This window comes from Pseudomonas sp. Soil_N_39 (genome assembly GCF_057655955.1).
The window spans coordinates 314,974-334,095 of sequence record NZ_JBDGLI010000004.1 but is presented as its reverse complement, the minus strand read 5'-3'; the positions used below and the strand labels follow the sequence as shown (position 1 = coordinate 334,095).

The window sequence follows — 19,122 nt, the reverse complement described above, 5'->3', positions numbered from 1 at the left end:
AAACAACGCAAAGCCCGAAAATTCAACCAACCTTGTAGGATTCTGCGACACCCTCGCGGTTGGTGATCGGGAATACGCCACGTATGATCCTTCACAACCTCCCGCCGAATAGAAGCCTATGTCACTGATAGTTCTATTGCTTTTGCCCTTCATCGGCAGCTGTGTCGCGGCGCTGCTGCCGCATAACGCCCGTAACGCCGAATCGCTGCTGGCCGGCCTCGTAGCCCTGGCCGGCACGGTTCAGGTGGCCTTGCTGTACCCGCAGATCGCCGACGGCGGCGTGATCCGCGAGCACTATGAGTGGTTGCCCAGCCTGGGCCTGGACTTCGTGCTGCGCCTGGACGGCTTTGCCTGGCTGTTTTCGTTGCTGGTGCTGGGCATCGGCACGCTGGTGTCGCTGTACGCCCGCTATTACATGTCGCCGGACGACCCGGTGCCGCGTTTCTTCGCCTTTTTCCTGGCGTTCATGGGCGCCATGCTCGGGCTGGTGATCTCCGGCAACCTGATCCAGATGGTGTTCTTCTGGGAACTGACCAGCCTGTTCTCGTTCCTGCTGATCGGCTACTGGCACCACCGCGCCGACGCTCGACGCGGTGCCTACATGGCCTTGATGGTGACCGGGGCCGGCGGGCTTTGCCTGTTGGCTGGGGTGATGCTGCTCGGCCATGTGGTGGGCAGCTATGAGCTGGACAAGGTCCTGGCCGCCGGCGACCTGATCCGTGCCCATGCCCTCTACCCCATTCTGTTGCCACTGATCCTGATCGGCGCCCTGAGCAAAAGCGCCCAGTTTCCCTTCCACTTCTGGCTGCCCCACGCCATGGCCGCTCCCACGCCGGTGTCGGCGTACCTGCACTCGGCGACCATGGTCAAGGCCGGGGTGTTCCTGCTGGCGCGGTTATGGCCGTCGCTGTCGGGCAGTGAAGAATGGTTCTACATCGTCGGCGGCGCGGGGGCCTGTACGTTGCTGCTAGGCGCCTACTGCGCGATGTTCCAGAACGACCTCAAGGGCCTGCTGGCCTACTCCACCATCAGCCACCTCGGGCTGATCACCCTGCTGCTGGGCCTGAACAGTCCGCTGGCGGCCGTGGCGGCGGTGTTCCATATCCTCAACCATGCCACGTTCAAGGCATCGCTGTTCATGGCCGCCGGGATCATCGACCACGAAAGCGGCACCCGCGACATTCGCAAGCTCAGCGGCCTTGTGCGGCTGATACCGTTCACCGCGACCCTGGCCATGGTCGCCAGCGCGGCCATGGCCGGGGTGCCGCTGCTCAATGGTTTCCTGTCCAAGGAAATGTTCTTCGCCGAGACGGTGTTCATTTCCGCCACGGCTTGGGTCGAGCTGGCGTTGCCGATCATCGCCACCATTGCCGGGACCTTCAGCGTCGCCTATTCCCTGCGCTTCACCGTGGATGTGTTCTTCGGCCCCACCGCCACCGACCTGCCCCATACCCCTCACGAACCACCGCGCTGGATGCGTGCGCCAGTGGAATTGCTGGTGTTCACCTGCCTGTTGGTGGGGATTTTTCCGGCCCAGGTGGTCGGCTCGTTGCTCGCGGCCGCCGCGTTGCCGGTGGTGGGCGGCACGCTGCCCGATTACAGCCTGGCGATCTGGCACGGCCTGAACGCGCCGATGATCATGAGCCTGGTGGCGATGTCCGGCGGCATCGTCCTGTACCTATTGTTGCGCAAGCAACTCCGGCTAGGTCACATCAAGCATCCGCCGTTCATTGGCCGGCTCAGCGGCAAGCGGTTGTTCGAACGTTGCCTGGTACTGATGATGCGCCAGGGCCGACGATTGGAACGCAAGATCAGTACCCGGCGCCTGCAAGCCCAACTTTTTTTCCTGGTGCTGGCGGCGGTATTGGCCGGGCTGATCCCGATGCTGCACAGCACGCTGGTCTGGGGCGACCGACCGAAGATCCCCGGTTCCATCGTCTTCGTCACCTTGTGGCTGCTAGCGATCGCCTGTGCCCTGGGGGCGGCCTGGCAGGCCAAGTATCACCGGCTCGCGGCCCTGACCATGGTCAGTGTCTGCGGCCTGATGACCTGCGTGACCTTCGTCTGGTTCTCCGCCCCCGACCTGGCCTTGACGCAACTGGTGGTGGAAGTGGTGACCACGGTGTTGATCCTGCTGGGCCTGCGCTGGCTGCCACGGCGGATCGAGGACGTCTCGCCGCTGCCCAACAGCGAGCGCCGCGCGCGCATCCGCCGCCTGCGGGACTTGCTGCTGTCCATCGCCGTCGGCGGCGGCATGGCGCTGTTGTCCTATGCGATGCTGACACGGCAGACGCCCAACGACATTTCGTCGTTCTACTTGAGCCGCGCCCTGCCCGAAGGCGGCGGCAGCAATGTGGTAAACGTGATGCTGGTGGACTTCCGTGGCTTCGATACCCTAGGGGAAATCACCGTGCTGGTGGCGGTGGCCCTGGCGGTGTTCGCCCTGTTGCGGCGTTTCCGCCCACCGAAGGAAAGCATGCAACTGCCGGCGCAACAGCGCCTGCTGGCACCGGACGTGGTCACCGACCTGGTCAACCCGCGCCATGCCAGCGACACCGCCTTGGGTTTCATGATGGTGCCGTCGGTGCTGGTGCGCCTGCTATTGCCGATTGCCCTGGTGGTGTCGTTCTACCTGTTCATGCGCGGTCACAATCAACCCGGTGGTGGCTTCGTGGCCGGGCTGGTGATGTCCGTGGCGTTCATCCTGCAGTACATGGTCGCCGGCACCCAGTGGGTCGAGGCGCAAATGAGCCTGCGACCGCTGCGCTGGATGGGCACCGGGCTGTTGTTCGCCACCGCCACGGGCCTGGGATCGATGGCCGTGGGTTATCCGTTCCTGACCACCCACACCTGGCATTTCGAATTACCGCTGCTGGGGGATATCCATCTGGCCAGCGCGCTGTTCTTCGATATCGGCGTATACGCCGTGGTGGTCGGTTCCACCCTGTTGATCCTCACCGCCCTGGCTCACCAGTCGGTGCGCGCCCATAAACCGGGCCTGCAAGCCAAACCCGTCGCCCCCGTCAAAGGAGCCACCGCCTGATGGAAGAAGTCATCGCAATCGCAATCGGCGTACTGGCCGCCTCCGGTGTCTGGCTGGTGCTGCGGCCACGGACCTTCCAGGTGGTCATGGGCCTGTGCCTGCTGTCCTACGGCGTCAACCTGTTCATCTTCAGCATGGGCAGCCTGTTCATCGGCAAGGAGCCGATCATCAAGGACGGCGTGCCCCAGGACCTGCTGCACTACACCGACCCGCTGCCCCAGGCACTGGTGCTGACCGCCATCGTGATCAGCTTCGCCATGACCGCGCTGTTCCTGGTGGTACTGCTGGCGTCCCGGGGCCTGACCGGTACCGACCATGTGGACGGTCGGGAGCCCAAGGAATGATATTGACGCCCCATCTGATCGCCGCCCCCATCCTGCTGCCGCTGCTGACCGCCGCGTTGATGCTGATGCTGGGCGAGAAACACCGCCCGCTCAAGGCCCGGATCAATCTGTTTTCCAGCCTGCTGGGCCTGGGCATCGCCGTGCTGTTGCTGTACTGGACCCAGGACCAGGCCTTGCCTGCCTCCATTGGCGTGTACCTGCCCGGCAACTGGCAGGCGCCGTTCGGCATCGTCCTGGTGGTCGATCGCCTGTCAGCGCTAATGCTGGTGCTGACCGGCATCATCGGCGTCAGCGCCCTGCTCTTCGCTACGGCCCGCTGGGACCGCGCCGGTGCCAGTTTCCATGCGCTGTTCCAGATCCAGCTGATGGGCCTCTACGGCGCCTTCCTGACGGCGGACCTGTTCAACCTGTTCGTGTTCTTCGAGGTACTGCTGGCAGCTTCCTACGGTTTGATGCTGCACGGGTCAGGTCGGGCGCGGGTATCCTCGGGCCTGCATTACATTTCCATCAATCTGCTGGCCTCGTCGTTGTTCCTGATCGGCGCGGCGCTGATCTATGGCGTCACCGGCACGTTGAACATGGCCGACCTGGCCCTGAAAATCCCCCTGGTGCCGGAGGCCGACCGCGGCTTGCTGCACGCCGGGGCAGGCATTCTCGCGGTGGCGTTCCTGGCCAAGGCCGGCATGTGGCCGCTGAATTTCTGGCTGGTGCCGGCCTACAGCGCCGCCAGCGCACCGGTGGCGGCGCTGTTTGCGATCATGACCAAGGTTGGCGTCTACACGATCCTGCGCCTGTGGACACTGCTGTTCTCCGGCCAGGCCGGCGCCTCGGCGTATTTCGGCGCCGACTGGCTGGTCTACGGCGGCATGGCGACCATCGTCTGCGCCGCCATCGCCATTCTCGCGGCCCAACGCCTGGAGCGCATGGCGAGCCTGAGCATCCTGGTCTCGGCCGGAATCCTGTTGTCGGCCATCGGCTTCGCCCAACCGAACCTGGTAGGTGCGGCGCTGTTTTACCTGGTGAGTTCGACCCTGGCGCTCTGCGCGCTGTTCTTGCTGGCCGAGCTGATCGAACGCTCGCGCTCGGCCAACGAGCTGTCCCTGGACGACGACTTCGACACCTTGCCGCGACCGCTGGAATCCTTGCAGCCGCCCAAGGGCATCAATCTCGATGACGAGCAGAAAGCCGTGGTCGGGCAAGTGATTCCCTGGACCATGGCTTTCCTTGGCTTGAGCTTTATCTTTTGTGCGCTGTTGATCATCGGCATGCCGCCGCTTTCGGGGTTCATCGGCAAGCTGAGCCTGCTGAGCGCCTTGCTCAATCCCCAAGGGCTCGAGGCCAGCGCCGGGGCACCGGTGTCGAACCAGGCGTGGGGCTTGCTGGCGTTGCTGATCCTATCGGGATTAGCCTCGTTGATCGCCTTCTCGCGCCTGGGCATCCAGCGCTTCTGGACGCCGCAAGAGCGACCGTCACCGTTGCTGCGGCCATTCGAATGCCTGCCGATCATCGTGCTGCTGGGCCTGGGCATCGCCCTGGCCTTCAAGGCCGAGCCGTTGCTGCGCTATACCCAATCCGCCGCCGATGCGCTGAACACCCCGGAACATTACGTGATGTCGGTACTCGCCACCCGCGCCGTGCCCAACCCGGAAACCCGCGCCGCGTTGCGGGAGGTGCAGCCATGAAGCGCCTGTTTCCCGCCCCGTGGTTGTCCCTGGCGCTGTGCGTGCTGTGGCTGGTGTTGAATGTGTCTCTCAGCGCCGGCCATCTGCTGCTGGGCGCCGCGCTGGGGTTCCTCGCCCCATTGATGATGCGCCCGTTGCGACCGCGGCCCATCCGTATTCGCCGGCCGTGGGTGATGTTGCGCTTGTTCCTGCTGGTGGGCCGCGACGTGCTGGTGTCCAACCTGGCGGTGGCCTGGGGCGTGCTGAACGCCGGGCGCCGCCCGCCTCGCTCGCGGTTCATCAAGGTGCCACTGGACCTGCGCGATGCCAACGGCCTGGCCGCGCTGTCGATGATCACTACGGTGATTCCCGGGACCGTCTGGTCGGAACTGGCCCTGGATCGCAGCATCCTGTTGATGCACGTGTTCGACCTGGCAGACGAGGCGTCATTCATCGCGCATTTCAAGGCCACCTACGAGCGCCCGTTGATGGAGATTTTCGAATGAGCCCGCTGCTGTCCAATGCGATCCTGTTGAGCCTGTTCCTGTTCTCCCTGGCGATGGTGTTGACCCTGTGGCGGCTGTTCAAGGGCCCGTCGGCCCAGGATCGGGTATTGGCCCTGGACTATCTGTACATCGTGGCGATGCTGATGATGTTGGTGCTGGGCATCCGTTATGCCAGTGACACCTATTTCGAGGCGGCGCTGCTGATCGCCCTGTTCGGCTTTGTCGGCTCGTTCGCCCTGGCCAAGTTCCTGCTGCGTGGCGAGGTGATCGAATGAACGGCGAACTGTCGATGTGGGTGGAAATCCCGGTGGCGATCCTGCTGGTGCTCAGCGGCCTCTTCGCCCTGGCCGGAGCGATCGGCCTGGTGCGCTTGAAGGACTATTTCCAGCGCATGCACCCACCGGCCCTGGCCTCTACACTGGGTGCCTGGAGCGTGGCACTGGCCTCGATCATTTATTTCTCGGCGCTCAAGTCCGGGCCGGTGTTGCATGCCTGGCTGATCCCGATCCTGCTGTCGATCACCGTCCCGGTGACCACCCTGCTGCTGGCCCGGGCGGCCTTGTTCCGCAAACGCATGGCTGGGGATGATGTGCCGGCGGAAGTGAGCAGCCGCCGAACCGACTGACAGGTATCTCGAGCCGGTACAGCTTTTGTGGCGAGGGAGCTTGCTCCCGCTGGGTTGCGCAGCAGCCCTGAGACCTGCCACTTCGGTGTGTCAGGCTTACATGTGTTCAGCAATTCTGAGCTGCCGGGTTTGGTCGATAGCTGACCGCCAGAACCTCCGTTACTTATATGAGTAGAGTCAGCGACAACACTCGAAACGGTAACAATGGAACGCTTAATATTGGGGCGGCAAACATTTGTGCCAAGTACATCCGCTCAGGTCATACCCATCAGGCAAACTGGAGCACTCGGCCAATAACAGGTCCGCCTATGAGAACTTCTTTTTTAACGAGGATGATTGTTTGGCTGACATATGGGCTGGCCCTGAGCGGTTGCAGCCAACTCGAGCCACATTCACGAGCAAGCTGGGAGACAGATTCACGAGTGTCGACCGAAGAAGTTATGTCATGCGCGCAAAAAACCATTCAAGCTTTATCAGTTAAGAATCCCAAATGGGAAACGACTGTGACTCGACTGGACGTTCATGACGGGACACTGGAAACAGGCGACTATCCAAACACTAATGCAACTGGATTAAGAACCCGTGTCACTTTCCAGCCCGAAGCACATCAACTCATAGTGGACATTAAAGGTAGCGGCCCCTACTACATGGATCTTGGGGCCAAAGAGGGCGCATTCCACTTCAGGCACAGCATGGAAAATTGCCTAGCAAGATAGTCTCTCAGAGGAAGATCAATGGAGAAAAAATCATTCTTTTTGGTTGCTTTTTTGATGCTTTCAGGGTTTTCCACTGGCGTTTTTTCTCGAGAAATCGAGTGGAAGGAGAATGCGTCGGTTGTGAGGACTATAGAAGATCCAAAAGTAATGATCGAGCGCACAGAAGCATTCAATAAAAGCTTGAAGCGCAAAGGCTACTCAGGCGCCATAAAAGACTGCTCTGACATCTATGACTTCCCTGTTGGGGTTGCAAGAGGAAACCATAGTTTTGGCAGCATTTGCACTTACCAGCATGATCAATCCATAAAAAAGGTTTTTGTTTGCAACGATCTGATGGTGGGACATTTTGCGATGCTGAATGAATTTACGGATACGGACCGGTGGAAAGCCAAAGCCATTTATGAGAACTGTTATGGCGGATAGGCTGACTTGTGTTCGGCCTTTTTGAAGCTGCTGCGCAGCCCAGCGGGAGCAAGCTCCCTGGCCACAAAGATTGCGGTTGGCTGGGTTTGTCTGCAATTACATGCAGCCCTGGGTGAGTTGGAAACTCAGGCCCACGCCACCGTCAGCAACCCAGCCCCAAGCACCACGCACAACGGCGAATAGACCCAGGTGTCGAGCCTGGCGAAAGTCGAGCCCTTGACCTCCTTGAAGAAACCCACCAGCTCCGACTCGCCAATGGCCCGGGCGAACATCAGCAAGGCGATCGCACTGATCAGCCACTGCAACGCCCGGTGGGTGACCGGCTGCGCCAGCAGGCCGACCCGCAGGCACACCAGCAGTGCAATCATCAGCAGTGCCAGGGCCACCAGCAAAGTCAGCCAGCCCGAGGGGTCGAACGCCGGTCGCAGCGCCTCCCCTTGCTTCACCGGTACCTGGGGGACCACCGCCAGGGCCGCCCACCGCCCGCCGAGGGCCCAATACAAATGAATCAAGCTGATGGTCGCAAACACTGCGACCAGCGACCGAGCCAAGAAAAGCGTCATTCGCCAGCCTCCTGAAAAAGGTTGAACAATCATCCTAGCTCGAATTTGGCATTTTGCTGGACGGGCGCAGGTTGCCAGTTTCCAGTGAATGATTCATTGCCCAGGATCAAGCGTTCAACCCGCTGGCATGCGCGCCGTCCTAGTATCCTGTTTCGCAAATACGTTTCTTTTTTGGCGAGTGGCTGTTGTCGTCAGGCAAGGCGCCGCGACGAGTCATAGCCCGCTATGGCGAGGAGCGGCAACCCAGCATGACGACAACAGACGCCGTCAAAAAGGAACAGTATTTGTGATACAGGACACTAGAGACCGGCGGACACCTTGTCGGCGACCTCCTTGGGCAACCAGGCCTGCCAGACCTCAGGGTGGGCCTTAAGGAACGCCTCGGCGGCTTCACGGGGTGGCGTGCGCTTCTCGCTCATGTCGGCCAGGGCCTTGTTCAACGGCTCGATGGGCAAGTCGACCTTGCTGAAGAACTCGGCAATGTCCGGGTATTGCTTCTGGAAGGGCACGGAGACACCGATCGACAGCTTCGAGGCCAGTGAACGGGTCGGCTTCGGGTTGGGGTTATCGGCGTCGGTCAGGGTCTTCCAGGCCTCGGCATCGAACGGCGGTTCTTGCAACTGCACCAGCTTGAAGCGCCCGAGCAGCGGCGTGGGCGACCAGTAGTAAAACAGGATTGGCTTGCCCCGGCGGATCGTCGAGCTGATTTCCGCATCCAGCGCCGCCCCCGAGCCGCTGCGAAAATTCACGTAGCTGTCAGACAAGCCATACGCCTTGAGCTTCTGTTTGTTGACCACCTCGGAGGTCCAGCCGATAGGGCTGTTGAGGAAGCGGCCCTTGTCGGGGCTCTCCGGGTCCTTGAACACGTGCTTGTAGCGCGCCAGGTCCTCGACACTGCGCAGGTCCGGCGCCAAGGGCTTGATGCCCTTGGCCGGATCGCCCTTGATGACGTACTCGGGCACCCACCAGCCTTCGGTCGCGCCTTTGACCGTATCGCCCAAGGCGACCACCTTGCCTTCGGCCTCGGCCTTGACCCACACCGGGCTGCGGCCGGCCCATTCCTCACCGATCACCTGGATGTCGTTATTGGCCAGGGCGGTTTCCAGGGTAATGGTGGTCCCGGGCAAGGTATCGGTCTGCAATCCATAGCCCTTTTCGACGATGACTCGCAGGATATCGGTGATCAGGCTGCCACTTTCCCAGTTCAAGTCGGCAAAGTGGATCGGCGCTGTGGCGGCCGACACCGGAAGGGGTGAAACCAACACAGCGAAGGTGGCCCAGGCGGCCAGCCACTGTCGAACTCGTTTCATGCTTTGCACCTCATGCCAGATACAGCAATCGCTGAACGGCCCTGCGTAACCGAACGCAAGCCTTGAATAATTCAGTCAATTGACTGTAGCCGAGGTTCCAGCGAGGCCTTGCGAAACTGTCAGCGGTTTGGGCGCACAGGCTCTGAAACGGTCACTCACTGGCCTTGAAAGTCACCAGTTCGCCCTTGCGCCACTTGGCGGCCTTGGCGGTGACCGCCTTCAAGGTCTTGGTCAAGCCTTCCTGCAACTGTTCGTTGGCCGCGAACACGGTCACCACGCTGTGGCCTTCCTTGAACAGGATGGCATGGCCACCAGGGGTCGTGACGAAGGCGTAATCGCCAATGCCATAGACCGTCAGCTTGATTTCGCGAAAACGGATTTCAAACTTGCCACCTTCGCGGCTGGGCAATACTGCCGCGCGAAAATGATCACCGACCTTGAGCTCGAGCCTGGGCTTGTCATCGACCACCAGGGCCGACTCGGTGTCGATTTCGGCGACATAAATACCTTCGGCGGTCTGCTCAGTGATGTAGACGAAACGTGACTGGAATTGCTTGACCAGTTTTGCCCGCAGGTCACCAAGTACAAATAACGCATGCATGTCGAGATTACTTACTGCCAAGGAAACATCCCCATTTTTGAAAAAGACCCGCCCTGCGCAAAGGACGGACCACGAGAACCCGTACCGACTGTAGTGTCGTAATGGACCTGTCACTGAAATTCGAAATGAACGGCGCGCCCTGTCCCGGGCCGAGAGCAGACTAAAGGTTGCCGCTCTCGCCGTCTTTCCCGGGGGGTCGCCAGAGGCTGAAGGAAAACGCCACTCTGAGCATCGGAAAAGTTGGGACGACTAACTTTAGGGAAATTTCTCACTTAAAAAAGCATTTTTCTGACATCGAGCCCAAAAAAAATTGCTTTAGATAGGCGCAACCGTCCACACGACGCTGCCGATTCTAGAGCAGCGGAAGGCGTGGAGACTACTCGAAGTACCCGGCAATTCGTCGGTAAACCATGAAAAGGAATTCATTATGGCCACTTTTACCACCCTGCCCCACCCCGTCGCACCTTGCATCGTTGAAACAGCCAACGGCATTGATGGGGTCGATTGCCTGCCAATTTCGTTGATTCAACCGCGTTATCGAGTCGTCTTGGCCGGCAAGTGTTTTTTTCACATAGAAGAAACATCGACTGGACGTGTAAGAGGATTCCGAACCGACCATAACGAGGCCTGCTACCTGGCCAGGCGTCTGGAACACAGCGCCTGACCGCCTATTTGCCCGTCCATGACTTAACTCAGCCACCGACGGGCAACTGCTGCCATACTGCCCGCCCAGCGAAGTCCGTCGTTCATCGGCGGATCGCGCACCCACAATGGTTTCGAGGAGCAGGCGCGACGTGACGGAATTTGATATTGGCGAGTTTTTTATCCGGGGCGAGGCCAGAGAAGTCGAAGGCGAGTTCCAGGCCGTCATCGTGATGCGTGCCAAGCCACCGTTGACCACCGTCACTTGCCACCAAGTGGAAAAGGATCGCTGGTTCAAGACTTCGCAGCTCGCGGCTGAGGCTGCCAGGGAAGCGGCCAGGGCGTTGAAGACCGCTGTGGATGAAGGCGCCTTGAAAGCCTGATTCCAATCGAACTCCTGATGATCGCTTGCCTCAGATAAAGAGAGGCAACCGAGGCGCCATGACGGCGCCCGCTCAAAGGAGTCCCCCATGGAACAACCATCCTACGAACTCACTACCCTTTTCGACCAACTGGGCCTGCCCTCGGACGACAAAGCCATCGACGACTTCATCATGGCCCACCCGCTGGCGCCGGAGATCAAGCTGGTGGATGCCGATTTTTGGGAGGAACACCAGAGAGTCCTGCTCAAGGAATGGATGCGCGCCGACGGCGAAGAAGCGGTGGTGGTGGATCAACTGAACGTGCGCCTACACGACGGTAAGTAACGCCAGGAACCATGAGTGCCCTGTGGCCAGGGGATTGGTGGGAGCAAAGCTTGCTCGCGATACAGGCGCCTCGATCCCTCATGAAACCGCGTCGCCTTCATCGCGGGCAAGCCTTGCTCCCACAGATAATTCCCTCGCCACAAAAGCGCCTTTGCCACTCGGTGCTATAAAACCTAGCGTGGCTTCTCGGGTTTGTAGCCCAAGCGCAAACCACCCCAATGCCGCCCCTTGAGCATGATCGGTACGGAAAGATCGTGCATCAACTCCCCCGTATCCCGGGTGTAGGTCTGGAGCAGCACCGGCTGCTGGTGGCTGCCGCAGCGAATCCCGGTGCGATCGGAGAATTTGCGCTTGGTGCGGTTATTTAGCGTATCCACTTGGGGATCGCCAGTCAGCGGCTGGCTGAAGACCTTATTGTGGGTCGGCACATAACCCTGCTGGGTGCAGGCAATCGCAAACACAAGGCCCTCGTGGCGGGCCAGCAACGGTTCCTGAATCGCCGGCAGGACCTGGTCGGTGTAGCGGTCGAAACGGGTCTGGAATTTGGCCGGTTGGGTATTGGGGATCGGCTGGTAGTTACGGTCGAACAGGTCCTCCAGGCTGACACGACCCTGGTCGATGTCGGCCTCGAACTGCGCGGCGATCTGGCTCGCCCCTTCCCGCGCCAGGTCGTAGACCCGTTGGTGATAATCATCGAGCCCTACCTCGGCCAGGCGTTCGCTGATGGTTTCGGCCTGGCCTTCCATCTGCACCGCCGCCTCGGCCAGACGCTGGGTCTGCTGGTCGCTGATGGACAGGTCGCTGCGCATCTGCTCGATCGCATGGAACAGGCTGTCGAGTTGTTCGCGATTGGTGTCGGTGCCTTGGGCGATGGCACTGACCTGGGTTTCGACGCCGGCGGCGAGCCGGGCGATGTTTTCCAAGTGCTGGCCGGTGTGCTCGACCTGCTGCACGCCGCTGTCCAGGTCAGCGGCCAGTTGACGAATCTGCTCCACCACCTGGGTCGTGCGCTGCTGGATGTCGGCCACCATCACCCCGACTTCGCCGGTCGCCGCGGCGGTGCGCCCGGCCAGGCCGCGGACCTCATCGGCCACCACCGCGAACCCACGGCCATGCTCACCGGCCCGGGCCGCCTCGATGGCCGCGTTCAGCGCCAGCAGGTTGGTCTGGCTGGCAATCGATTGGATCACCAGGCTGACCCGCTGGATTTCATCACTGCGCACGCTCAAGGCCTCGATCAACTCACGGCTGTCATTGGCGCGCTGGCTGAGCTGGTGCATGCGGCTGATGGACTCCACCAATTCGCTGCGCCCGGCTACGCTGCTGCGATGGGCCTCGCTAGCGGCGCCGAGGGCCTGCTGGCTAAGTTGCGAAGTGGCTTGTTCAGTGGCGATCATCGACTCGGCATTGCTGACGATCTGCGCCGCCGCATCGAGTTGGGACTGGACCTTGCCGGCCAGTTGCTTGACCGAATAGGCGACACCGGCTGCCGACAGCGCGTTATGGCTGGTGGTGTAGGACAGGTCGCGGGTCAGCTCGGCCAACGTGTCGGTAGTGGGTGCGGCTGACGCGGCCACGCGCGAACGCAGGCGCGGCAACCAGACGATGAGCATGACCAGCGGCAGGCCCAGGTACAGCGACCAGCCGCCCAAAGCCATGCCGCACAGCAGCAAGGCCAGGGCGAGACTCTGCAAGGTCGGCGTCAACCAGCGCGCCGCGCCTTTCGTTTCGGGTACCGAGGCCGGCACCGCACCCGCCAGCGTTCCGTCTGTCGCCATGTTCGTCACCCACACTCTCGTTGTTATGACCGCATTAAACGCCACTACCGAGCCATTATCCATGGTCCATTAGTCGTGTTCTTGCAGCAGATCAACGGGAGCAGACGAACGCGCACGGGCGAAAGCAAAAGATCGCGGCCTTCGTCAAAAGGTCGCGATCTTTTTTCGGAAAACGCGAATCAGGCCTGACGCTGGTGCTTGTCGATCTGTTCGTGACGTTCCTGGGCTTCGATGCAGTACTTGGTGGTCGGGCTGATCAGCAGGCGCTTGAGGCCGATCGGCTCGCCGCTGTCGTCGCACCAGCCGAAGCTGTCGTCGTTGATGCGGTCCAGGGCCTGCTCCAGTTGAGGCAGCATGCGCTGGTCGCGATCGATGGCGTTGACCAGCCAGGTACGCTCTTCTTCTACGGAAGCAGCGTCCGCCGGGTCGGCCGGGGTGTCCAGGCTCTCAATGGCGATTCGGTTCTGTTCGATGCGCTCGTGGGTTTCGACCTTCATGTTCTGCAACAGCTTGGTGAAGAAAGCCAGCTGCTCGGCATTCATGTAGTCATCCGCCGGCATGGCCAGCAACTTTTCCTTTGTCATTGATTTCTCTATAAAAAAACGTGCATTAAGGCGAATTATGGAGCGTCCCGCAGCGCAGCTGCCACGCTCATCGGGAAAGGCGCCGTTTATTCCAAGCGCCACCCGGCACTCAATTTACGAGGGGCGGCAGTCTAAGGCCGAGTCGAGGCCTCAGCAACTGAAAACATAGGGAAAATGTCCGACAACCCCCTCAAATGTTCTCTGACAGGCTTTTAGCAGTCATCGGAGTGCGTTTATAACAAGAAATTCGGTGTAATAGCTGTATTAAGAAGACAAATGGCAACGCCACGCGGGTCAGGCGTGGCGCTTTGTCGCAACCTCGGGGGGATCAGCGCTTGAGTTTGCGCTTGTTGCGGTACTGGTCGATGACCACCGCCACCACGATGATCAAGCCCTTGATGATGTCTTGGATGTAGGCATCGACACCGACGAAGGTAAAGCCGCTGGCCATCACCCCGAGAATCAGCGCGCCGATCACGGTCCCGGTGATGCGCCCCACCCCGCCAGCCAGGCTGGTGCCGCCGATCACCGCCGCCGCAATCGCGTCCAGCTCATAGGACATACCCATGCCCGCTTGCCCGGTCGCCGCCCGTGCCGAAGCCACCACGCCAGCCAAGCCCGCCAGCAACCCGGCGATGCTGTAGACGATCACCAGGTGGCGCTTGACGTTGATGCCCGATGTGCGCGCCGCCTGCATGTTGCCGCCGATGGCGTAGGTGTACTTGCCGTACTTGGTGTAGCGCAGGGCGATGTGGAAGATCACCGCCACCACCAGGAAGATGATCACCGGCATGGCGCCATGGCCGATGGCGGTGTAGGAATCGGACAACATGCTCACCGGCTGCCCTTCGGTGTAGTAGCGCGCCAGGCCACGGGCCGAGACCATCATGCCGAGGGTGGCGATAAACGGCGGGATGCCGGTCATGGCGATGATGCTGCCGTTGATCGCCCCGGCCAGCAGCCCCACCCCGAGCCCCGCCACCACCGGTATCCACACCGGCAAGTCCGTCAACGAGGGAAATACCGCCCGGGCGAAGTCCGAGGTCTGGGCCAGGCTGGCGGCAATCATCGCCGACAGCGCCAGCACCGAGCCCGACGACAGGTCGATACCGGTGGTGATGATCACCTGGGTCACGCCGATGGCCAGCAGGCCGATGATCGACACTTGCAGAATCATCAACACCAGGCGCTGGGAGTTCATCAGGAAACTCTGGTCACGCATGATCCAGCCAAACATTTCGAACACCAGGCCGATGCCGATCAGCACCAGAAAGATACTCAGCTCCGTCGGCAGCCGCCGCCGAGACCGGGTCGGTGCTGCTGCGGGTTTGTTTTCCAATATCGCGTTCATAGCCACTTACCTTTTTTATCTGGACTGACGGGCATCAGGACAGGCCCGAGGCCAGTTGCATCACTCGTTCCTGGGTCGCTTCGCTGCGGTCGAGGGTGCCCATCAGGTCACCTTCGTGCATCACCATGACCCGGTCGCTCATACCCAACACTTCCGGCAGTTCCGAGGAAATCATGATCACCGCCATACCTTCGCTGGCGAGGTAGGCAATCAGCCGATAGATCTCGGCCTTGGCGCCGACGTCGATGCCGCGGGTCGGTTCGTCGAGAATCAGGATGCGCGGGTTGGTCATCAGCCAGCGCGCCAGCAGCGCTTTCTGCTGGTTGCCACCGGACAAGGTGTCGATGCACTGTTCCAGCGACGGGGTCTTGACCCGCAACTTCTTGCACATGTCTTCACACAGGGCGCGCAGGGCTTTCTGCTGGATGAAGCCGTTGCCGACGTAATGGGGCAGCACGGCCATTTCCATGTTTTCCAGCACCGACAGGCACGGAAACAGGCCGCTGAGCTTGCGATCTTCGGTCAACAGCGCGAAGCCCTTCTCGATGGCCATGTGCGGGTCGGTGATGCGCACCGGTTGGCCGTCCAGCAGGATTTCGCCGCCGGTGCTCGGGGTCACGCCGAAAATCGCCTCGGCCACGTTGGTCCGGCCCGAGCCCATCAAGCCAGCGATGCCGAGGATTTCGCCGGCATGCAGGTCGAAGGACACGCCTTTGAAGATACCGTCCAGGCTCAGGTCGCGCACCGACAGCACCAACTCACCGATGGGGGCCTCACGCTCTGGGAACAACTGGCTCAACTCGCGCCCGACCATCATCGAGATCAGGCTGTCGCCGTCCATGCTGTCGGCTCGTTGCAGGCCGATGTAGGCGCCATCGCGAAACACCGCCACTTCATCGGCGATGGCGAACACTTCGTTCATCTTATGGGTGATGTAGATGATCCCCTTACCCTGGGACTTGAGGTCGGCAATGATCGAGAACAGGTGGGCGACTTCGGTCTCGGTGATGGCCGAGGTCGGCTCGTCCATGATCAGGATGTCGGAGTCATACGAGACGGCCTTGGCAATCTCCACCATCTGCCGCTCGGCGATGCTCAGGTTGCCCACCTGCTCCTCGGGATCGAGATTGATGCGCAGGCGCTCCAGCAGCCGGGCGGTGCAGCGGTGCATCTCGCCATGGTCGACCATGTGCAGGCCGTTGAGCTGCTCGCGGCCGATCCAGATGTTTTCGGCGATGCTCATGTGAGGCATCAGGTTCAGTTCCTGATGGATCATCGCGATGCCGGCCTGCAACGCCGCCAGCGGCGTGTCGAACGTCACCGGCTTGCCGCGCAGGCGCAGTTCGCCGGCGTCCGGCTGGTAGATGCCGGCGATGATCTTCATCAAGGTGGATTTGCCCGCCCCGTTCTCGCCCATCAGGGCCAGCACGGAGCCAGGGCGCACCCGCAATTGGACATCGGACAGGGCCACCACACCGGGAAAGCCCTTGCTGACATTGACGACTTCCAGCAGGTACGGCTCATCAAGTGATACATCCGGCTGGAAAGTCATGGCCGGGGCGCTCGAAGCAGTCGCTGAAGCGAACATGATCAGGTACTCCCTCGGCAAGGTCGGCGTGGCAACCTTGCCTGCTTATTGTTGTGGTGGGACCGGGTTGAACGTCACTTGAACTGATCGACGTTTTCCGGCGTGATCAGGCGGTACGGCACCCAGACGGCCTGCTCGACCGGCTGCTTCTTGACCATTTTCACCGCTGTGTCGATGGAGCCATCGGCCTGGCCCTTGGCGTCCTGGAACACCGAGACCGCCATTTGGCCTTTCTTGATGGCGTTCAAACCGTCCGGCGTGCCATCGACCCCGGCAATCAATACGCTGCCTTTCTTGGTGCCTGCTTGCTTGAGGGCCATGGCGGCGCCGATGGCCATCTCGTCGTTGTTGGACACCACGGCCTGGAAGTCGCGGCCCTGGGTCAGCCAGTCGTTGACCAGGGTCATGCCCTTGTCCCGCGACCAGGTGCCAGTCTGTTCCTGTTCAATCTTGATGCCCGGGTACTTGGCCAGCACGTCCTTGACGCCCTTGGTGCGGTTGGTGGTGGAGTTGTTGGCCAGGTCACCCAGCAAGATGACGATGTTGCCCTTGCCGCCCATCTTGTCGGCCAGGTATTGCATCTGCATGTGCCCGGCTTCGAGGTCGTCGGAGGCGACGGTGACCACCCCTTCCGGCAACTTCGGTTCGTCCGGGCGGCGGTTGACGTAGACCAGGGGGATGCCGGCAGCCACCGCGGCCTTGGTGATGCGCTGAGTCGCGGCGGTGTCCACCGGGTTGACGATGAGCGCATCGACCTTCTGGCTGATGAAGCTTTCCACCTGGCTCAGTTGCTTGACCACGTCACTGCGCGCATCTTCGAACTGCAGGGTGACGCCGTCCGGCAGGGACTTGGCTTTCTTGTCCATGGATTCGCGCAGGTAGGTCAACCAGGTGTCATCGAACTGGGACATGCTGACGCCGATTTTCAGGTCCGCCAGGGCAGCGCCGCTGGTGAGCATCAACGACAGGGCCAGCGAGGCGATACGGGTCTTGGTCTTCATGAACGGTCTTTCTCCACTTTTTTGTTGGTTTTATGGATAAGGCGTGACGGATCAGGAACGGGGCAAGCGCACGATGGGCGCGCCGGGCATGCAACAGACCACGGCGCCGTTGCGCTGGATACACAGGGATTCGAACAGGGGAAGTACTGCGGACAGGTGCGGCAGACGTGGCAGGTGAAACGCAGAACGGCTGAAGGTTTTCATCGACGGTACCTAGCTGTGTTTCTTGTTTTTGTTTCGTCTGTCGTCCGTTCAAGGTTGGCTTGGCGGGAGGCAGACAGGGTTGTCGGTAACCTGGATTCGACTTTATTGGAAAATATTTTCCATATCAACTCATTTTAGAATTTTATTCGTTTTTTATTCCATGCCCTACAGACATGGACAAACGCACCACTTCGCCCTGCTCGGCACTCTGCCTGGCCGCGTCGAGGATGCGTGTGGTCGCCAGTGCATCACGGGCTTCCACCGGCAGCGGGCCAGCGCCCTGCAACGCGGTTTGCAAGTGTTGGTAGAACGCCAGCCAGCAGCCACGTTCCGAGGTCACCCGCTCGCGCTCGGTGCCGTGTTCGAACCAGCCCCAGCGTCGATGTTCTTCAGCCCCCCAGCGTTCGCCCTCGGTCGCCGGGCTCAACCCGGCCAGTGCCTGGGCCTCTTGCCCATCCAGGCCTTCGACGGTGTAGCAACCCTGGCTGCCGTTGACCCGAAAGCGCGGGCGCGCTGCGTTTTGCACGCAATTGCCGCTCAAATGAGAGATCACGCCACTGGCATGGGACAAGGACATGAAGAAGCCGTTGTCGAACACCTGGCCGGGCTGCCGGTAATCCAGTTCGGCGTAAACCCGCACCACCGGCCCGAACAGTTGTAGCGCCTGGTCAACCAGGTGGCTGCCCAAATCCCGCAGGAACCCGCCACCGCTGCCTTTGCCCACCGAGCTTGGCGAATAACGCTCGACACTCGACTCAAAACGAATGACTTGCCCGAGGGCGCCGGAGGCCAGCAATTTGCGCAGGGTCAGGAAATCCGAATCCCAGCGGCGGTTCTGGTACACGCTCAAGGGCACGTTGCGACGTTCGGCAGCCAACACCATTGCCTCGGCCTGCGCGGCGTCGGGGGCGAACGGTTTGTCGCTGACCACCGCCACGCCGAGTTCGATGGCCTGCAGCACAATGGCCGGGCGACCGTCCAAAGGCGTGGACACCACCACCGCATTGACACCGGCCGCCACCAACTGTTCGAGGGTGTCGAAGGCCTGGGCCTGCGGGTGATCGCTGGCCAGTTGTTGGCGGCGCTCGGCGGACCGGGTCACCACGCCGACGAATGTAGCCCCCGGCAGACTGCTGATCAGCGGCGCATGAAAGAACCGCCCACCCTTGCCGTAGCCCACTAGTCCGATTCGCATGAAAGCTCCTTGTTTGAATATAACGCCGCCCCTTGTGGGAGCGAGCTTGCTCGCGATGGCGTCGGATCAGCTTGCATTATGTTGACTGACCCACCGCTATCGCGAGCAAGCTCGCTCCCACAATTTGACCGAGTACCTTCAGAGGCAACGCGGTCGACTGTATGTAGGGCTTGCCCGCGAAACTGAAGCATCCGCGCGCCCCTGTGGGAGCGAGCTTGCTCGCGATGGCGTCGGATCAGCTTGCATTATGTTGACTGACCCACCGCTATCGCGAGCAAGC

The 19,122-nt window shown here is 61.1% G+C and carries 20 protein-coding genes; 10 read left to right on the top strand and 10 right to left on the bottom strand.

Features of this window, described 5'->3' with window-relative positions; genetic code table 11:
• Positions 1 to 118 precede the first annotated feature (118 nt).
• The 7 genes from AC3A5O_RS08775 (at position 119) to AC3A5O_RS08745 (ending at position 7,318) form a co-directional block, all read left to right on the top strand.
• The gene (locus AC3A5O_RS08775; protein ID WP_305481786.1) at positions 119 to 3,043 is read left to right on the top strand and encodes a monovalent cation/H+ antiporter subunit A; all 2,925 of its coding nucleotides are present in this window, start codon (positions 119 to 121) and stop codon (positions 3,041 to 3,043) included.
• Positions 3,043 to 3,387, top strand: coding sequence for a Na+/H+ antiporter subunit C (locus AC3A5O_RS08770; RefSeq protein ID WP_003202835.1), 345 nt, complete (start codon positions 3,043 to 3,045; stop codon positions 3,385 to 3,387). Before AC3A5O_RS08775 ends, AC3A5O_RS08770 begins: the two co-directional genes overlap by 1 nt.
• On the top strand, positions 3,384 to 5,069 hold the full coding sequence (locus AC3A5O_RS08765) for a monovalent cation/H+ antiporter subunit D (protein ID WP_305467468.1): 1,686 nt from the start codon (positions 3,384 to 3,386) through the stop codon (positions 5,067 to 5,069). Before AC3A5O_RS08770 ends, AC3A5O_RS08765 begins: the two co-directional genes overlap by 4 nt.
• Positions 5,066 to 5,554, top strand: coding sequence for a Na+/H+ antiporter subunit E (locus tag AC3A5O_RS08760; protein WP_122565842.1), 489 nt, complete (start codon positions 5,066 to 5,068; stop codon positions 5,552 to 5,554). The genes AC3A5O_RS08765 and AC3A5O_RS08760 overlap by 4 nt, the downstream gene beginning before the upstream one ends.
• A complete protein-coding gene (locus AC3A5O_RS08755) occupies positions 5,551 to 5,829 on the top strand; it encodes a K+/H+ antiporter subunit F (RefSeq protein ID WP_003202841.1) in 279 nt (92 codons plus the stop codon). Before AC3A5O_RS08760 ends, AC3A5O_RS08755 begins: the two co-directional genes overlap by 4 nt.
• Positions 5,826 to 6,179, top strand: a complete 354-nt coding sequence (locus AC3A5O_RS08750) for a Na+/H+ antiporter subunit G (RefSeq protein ID WP_460078016.1) — start codon at positions 5,826 to 5,828, stop codon at positions 6,177 to 6,179. Before AC3A5O_RS08755 ends, AC3A5O_RS08750 begins: the two co-directional genes overlap by 4 nt.
• A gap of 734 nt (positions 6,180 to 6,913) precedes the next feature.
• Positions 6,914 to 7,318: a hypothetical protein gene (locus tag AC3A5O_RS08745; RefSeq protein WP_487753108.1), complete on the top strand. Its 405-nt coding sequence runs from the start codon at positions 6,914 to 6,916 to the stop codon at positions 7,316 to 7,318.
• A gap of 125 nt (positions 7,319 to 7,443) precedes the next feature.
• Here the strand turns inward: AC3A5O_RS08745 and AC3A5O_RS08740 are convergent, their stop codons facing one another.
• From AC3A5O_RS08740 to AC3A5O_RS08730, 3 genes are all read right to left on the bottom strand, one after another.
• Positions 7,444 to 7,881, bottom strand: a complete 438-nt coding sequence (locus AC3A5O_RS08740) for a DUF3995 domain-containing protein (RefSeq protein ID WP_122565845.1) — start codon at positions 7,879 to 7,881, stop codon at positions 7,444 to 7,446.
• Between the two features lie 299 nt (positions 7,882 to 8,180).
• Complete coding sequence (locus AC3A5O_RS08735) at positions 8,181 to 9,191, bottom strand: ABC transporter substrate-binding protein (protein WP_122565846.1); 1,011 nt, start codon at positions 9,189 to 9,191, stop codon at positions 8,181 to 8,183.
• A gap of 151 nt (positions 9,192 to 9,342) precedes the next feature.
• Positions 9,343 to 9,792, bottom strand: coding sequence for a hypothetical protein (locus AC3A5O_RS08730; protein WP_305467476.1), 450 nt, complete (start codon positions 9,790 to 9,792; stop codon positions 9,343 to 9,345).
• A gap of 427 nt (positions 9,793 to 10,219) precedes the next feature.
• Here AC3A5O_RS08730 and AC3A5O_RS08725 point away from each other — a divergent pair, with 427 nt between their 5' ends.
• The 3 genes from AC3A5O_RS08725 (at position 10,220) to AC3A5O_RS08715 (ending at position 11,141) form a co-directional block, all read left to right on the top strand.
• The gene (locus AC3A5O_RS08725) at positions 10,220 to 10,456 is read left to right on the top strand and encodes a hypothetical protein (protein ID WP_122565847.1); all 237 of its coding nucleotides are present in this window, start codon (positions 10,220 to 10,222) and stop codon (positions 10,454 to 10,456) included.
• Positions 10,457 to 10,586: 130 nt separating this feature from the next.
• On the top strand, positions 10,587 to 10,817 hold the full coding sequence (locus AC3A5O_RS08720) for a hypothetical protein (protein WP_122565848.1): 231 nt from the start codon (positions 10,587 to 10,589) through the stop codon (positions 10,815 to 10,817).
• 87 nt (positions 10,818 to 10,904) lie between these two features.
• Positions 10,905 to 11,141, top strand: coding sequence for a DUF2789 family protein (locus tag AC3A5O_RS08715; protein WP_122565849.1), 237 nt, complete (start codon positions 10,905 to 10,907; stop codon positions 11,139 to 11,141).
• A gap of 173 nt (positions 11,142 to 11,314) precedes the next feature.
• On the opposite strand, the gene AC3A5O_RS08710 is transcribed toward AC3A5O_RS08715, so the two are convergent.
• The 7 genes from AC3A5O_RS08710 to AC3A5O_RS08680 form a co-directional block, all read right to left on the bottom strand.
• The gene (locus tag AC3A5O_RS08710) at positions 11,315 to 12,538 is read right to left on the bottom strand and encodes a methyl-accepting chemotaxis protein (RefSeq protein ID WP_436278766.1); all 1,224 of its coding nucleotides are present in this window, start codon (positions 12,536 to 12,538) and stop codon (positions 11,315 to 11,317) included.
• A gap of 560 nt (positions 12,539 to 13,098) precedes the next feature.
• Complete coding sequence (locus AC3A5O_RS08705; RefSeq protein ID WP_003202859.1) at positions 13,099 to 13,503, bottom strand: TraR/DksA family transcriptional regulator; 405 nt, start codon at positions 13,501 to 13,503, stop codon at positions 13,099 to 13,101.
• A 328-nt stretch (positions 13,504 to 13,831) separates the two neighbouring features.
• Positions 13,832 to 14,854, bottom strand: coding sequence for an ABC transporter permease (locus tag AC3A5O_RS08700; protein WP_122565851.1), 1,023 nt, complete (start codon positions 14,852 to 14,854; stop codon positions 13,832 to 13,834).
• 34 nt (positions 14,855 to 14,888) lie between these two features.
• On the bottom strand, positions 14,889 to 16,442 hold the full coding sequence (locus tag AC3A5O_RS08695; RefSeq protein ID WP_122565852.1) for a sugar ABC transporter ATP-binding protein: 1,554 nt from the start codon (positions 16,440 to 16,442) through the stop codon (positions 14,889 to 14,891).
• Positions 16,443 to 16,516: 74 nt separating this feature from the next.
• On the bottom strand, positions 16,517 to 17,443 hold the full coding sequence (locus tag AC3A5O_RS08690; RefSeq protein WP_305467479.1) for a sugar ABC transporter substrate-binding protein: 927 nt from the start codon (positions 17,441 to 17,443) through the stop codon (positions 16,517 to 16,519).
• Positions 17,444 to 17,494: 51 nt separating this feature from the next.
• Entirely contained in the window at positions 17,495 to 17,647 is a 153-nt protein-coding gene (locus AC3A5O_RS08685; protein WP_163006706.1) for a hypothetical protein, read from the bottom strand.
• Between the two features lie 142 nt (positions 17,648 to 17,789).
• Positions 17,790 to 18,842 carry a Gfo/Idh/MocA family protein gene (locus AC3A5O_RS08680; RefSeq protein ID WP_487753107.1) on the bottom strand — a complete coding sequence of 351 codons (1,053 nt, stop codon included), beginning with the start codon at positions 18,840 to 18,842 and terminating at the stop codon, positions 17,790 to 17,792.
• Between the last annotated feature and the right edge of the window lie 280 nt (positions 18,843 to 19,122).

What these genes read in the sequence shown, in the direction of transcription:
- AC3A5O_RS08775 (WP_305481786.1), top strand. Translation starts at nt 119, where the DNA reads ATGTCACTGATAGTTCTATTGCTTTTGCCCTTCATCGGCAGCTGTGTC.
- AC3A5O_RS08770 (WP_003202835.1), top strand. Translation starts at nt 3,043, where the DNA reads ATGGAAGAAGTCATCGCAATCGCAATCGGCGTACTGGCCGCCTCCGGT.
- AC3A5O_RS08765 (WP_305467468.1), top strand. Translation starts at nt 3,384, where the DNA reads ATGATATTGACGCCCCATCTGATCGCCGCCCCCATCCTGCTGCCGCTG.
- AC3A5O_RS08760 (WP_122565842.1), top strand. Translation starts at nt 5,066, where the DNA reads ATGAAGCGCCTGTTTCCCGCCCCGTGGTTGTCCCTGGCGCTGTGCGTG.
- AC3A5O_RS08755 (WP_003202841.1), top strand. Translation starts at nt 5,551, where the DNA reads ATGAGCCCGCTGCTGTCCAATGCGATCCTGTTGAGCCTGTTCCTGTTC.
- AC3A5O_RS08750 (WP_460078016.1), top strand. Translation starts at nt 5,826, where the DNA reads ATGAACGGCGAACTGTCGATGTGGGTGGAAATCCCGGTGGCGATCCTG.
- AC3A5O_RS08745 (WP_487753108.1), top strand. Translation starts at nt 6,914, where the DNA reads ATGGAGAAAAAATCATTCTTTTTGGTTGCTTTTTTGATGCTTTCAGGG.
- AC3A5O_RS08740 (WP_122565845.1), bottom strand. Translation starts at nt 7,881, where the DNA reads ATGACGCTTTTCTTGGCTCGGTCGCTGGTCGCAGTGTTTGCGACCATC.
- AC3A5O_RS08735 (WP_122565846.1), bottom strand. Translation starts at nt 9,191, where the DNA reads ATGAAACGAGTTCGACAGTGGCTGGCCGCCTGGGCCACCTTCGCTGTG.
- AC3A5O_RS08730 (WP_305467476.1), bottom strand. Translation starts at nt 9,792, where the DNA reads ATGCATGCGTTATTTGTACTTGGTGACCTGCGGGCAAAACTGGTCAAG.
- AC3A5O_RS08725 (WP_122565847.1), top strand. Translation starts at nt 10,220, where the DNA reads ATGGCCACTTTTACCACCCTGCCCCACCCCGTCGCACCTTGCATCGTT.
- AC3A5O_RS08715 (WP_122565849.1), top strand. Translation starts at nt 10,905, where the DNA reads ATGGAACAACCATCCTACGAACTCACTACCCTTTTCGACCAACTGGGC.
- AC3A5O_RS08710 (WP_436278766.1), bottom strand. Translation starts at nt 12,538, where the DNA reads ATGATCGCCACTGAACAAGCCACTTCGCAACTTAGCCAGCAGGCCCTC.
- AC3A5O_RS08705 (WP_003202859.1), bottom strand. Translation starts at nt 13,503, where the DNA reads ATGACAAAGGAAAAGTTGCTGGCCATGCCGGCGGATGACTACATGAAT.
- AC3A5O_RS08700 (WP_122565851.1), bottom strand. Translation starts at nt 14,854, where the DNA reads ATGAACGCGATATTGGAAAACAAACCCGCAGCAGCACCGACCCGGTCT.
- AC3A5O_RS08695 (WP_122565852.1), bottom strand. Translation starts at nt 16,442, where the DNA reads ATGTTCGCTTCAGCGACTGCTTCGAGCGCCCCGGCCATGACTTTCCAG.
- AC3A5O_RS08690 (WP_305467479.1), bottom strand. Translation starts at nt 17,443, where the DNA reads ATGAAGACCAAGACCCGTATCGCCTCGCTGGCCCTGTCGTTGATGCTC.
- AC3A5O_RS08685 (WP_163006706.1), bottom strand. Translation starts at nt 17,647, where the DNA reads ATGAAAACCTTCAGCCGTTCTGCGTTTCACCTGCCACGTCTGCCGCAC.
- AC3A5O_RS08680 (WP_487753107.1), bottom strand. Translation starts at nt 18,842, where the DNA reads ATGCGAATCGGACTAGTGGGCTACGGCAAGGGTGGGCGGTTCTTTCAT.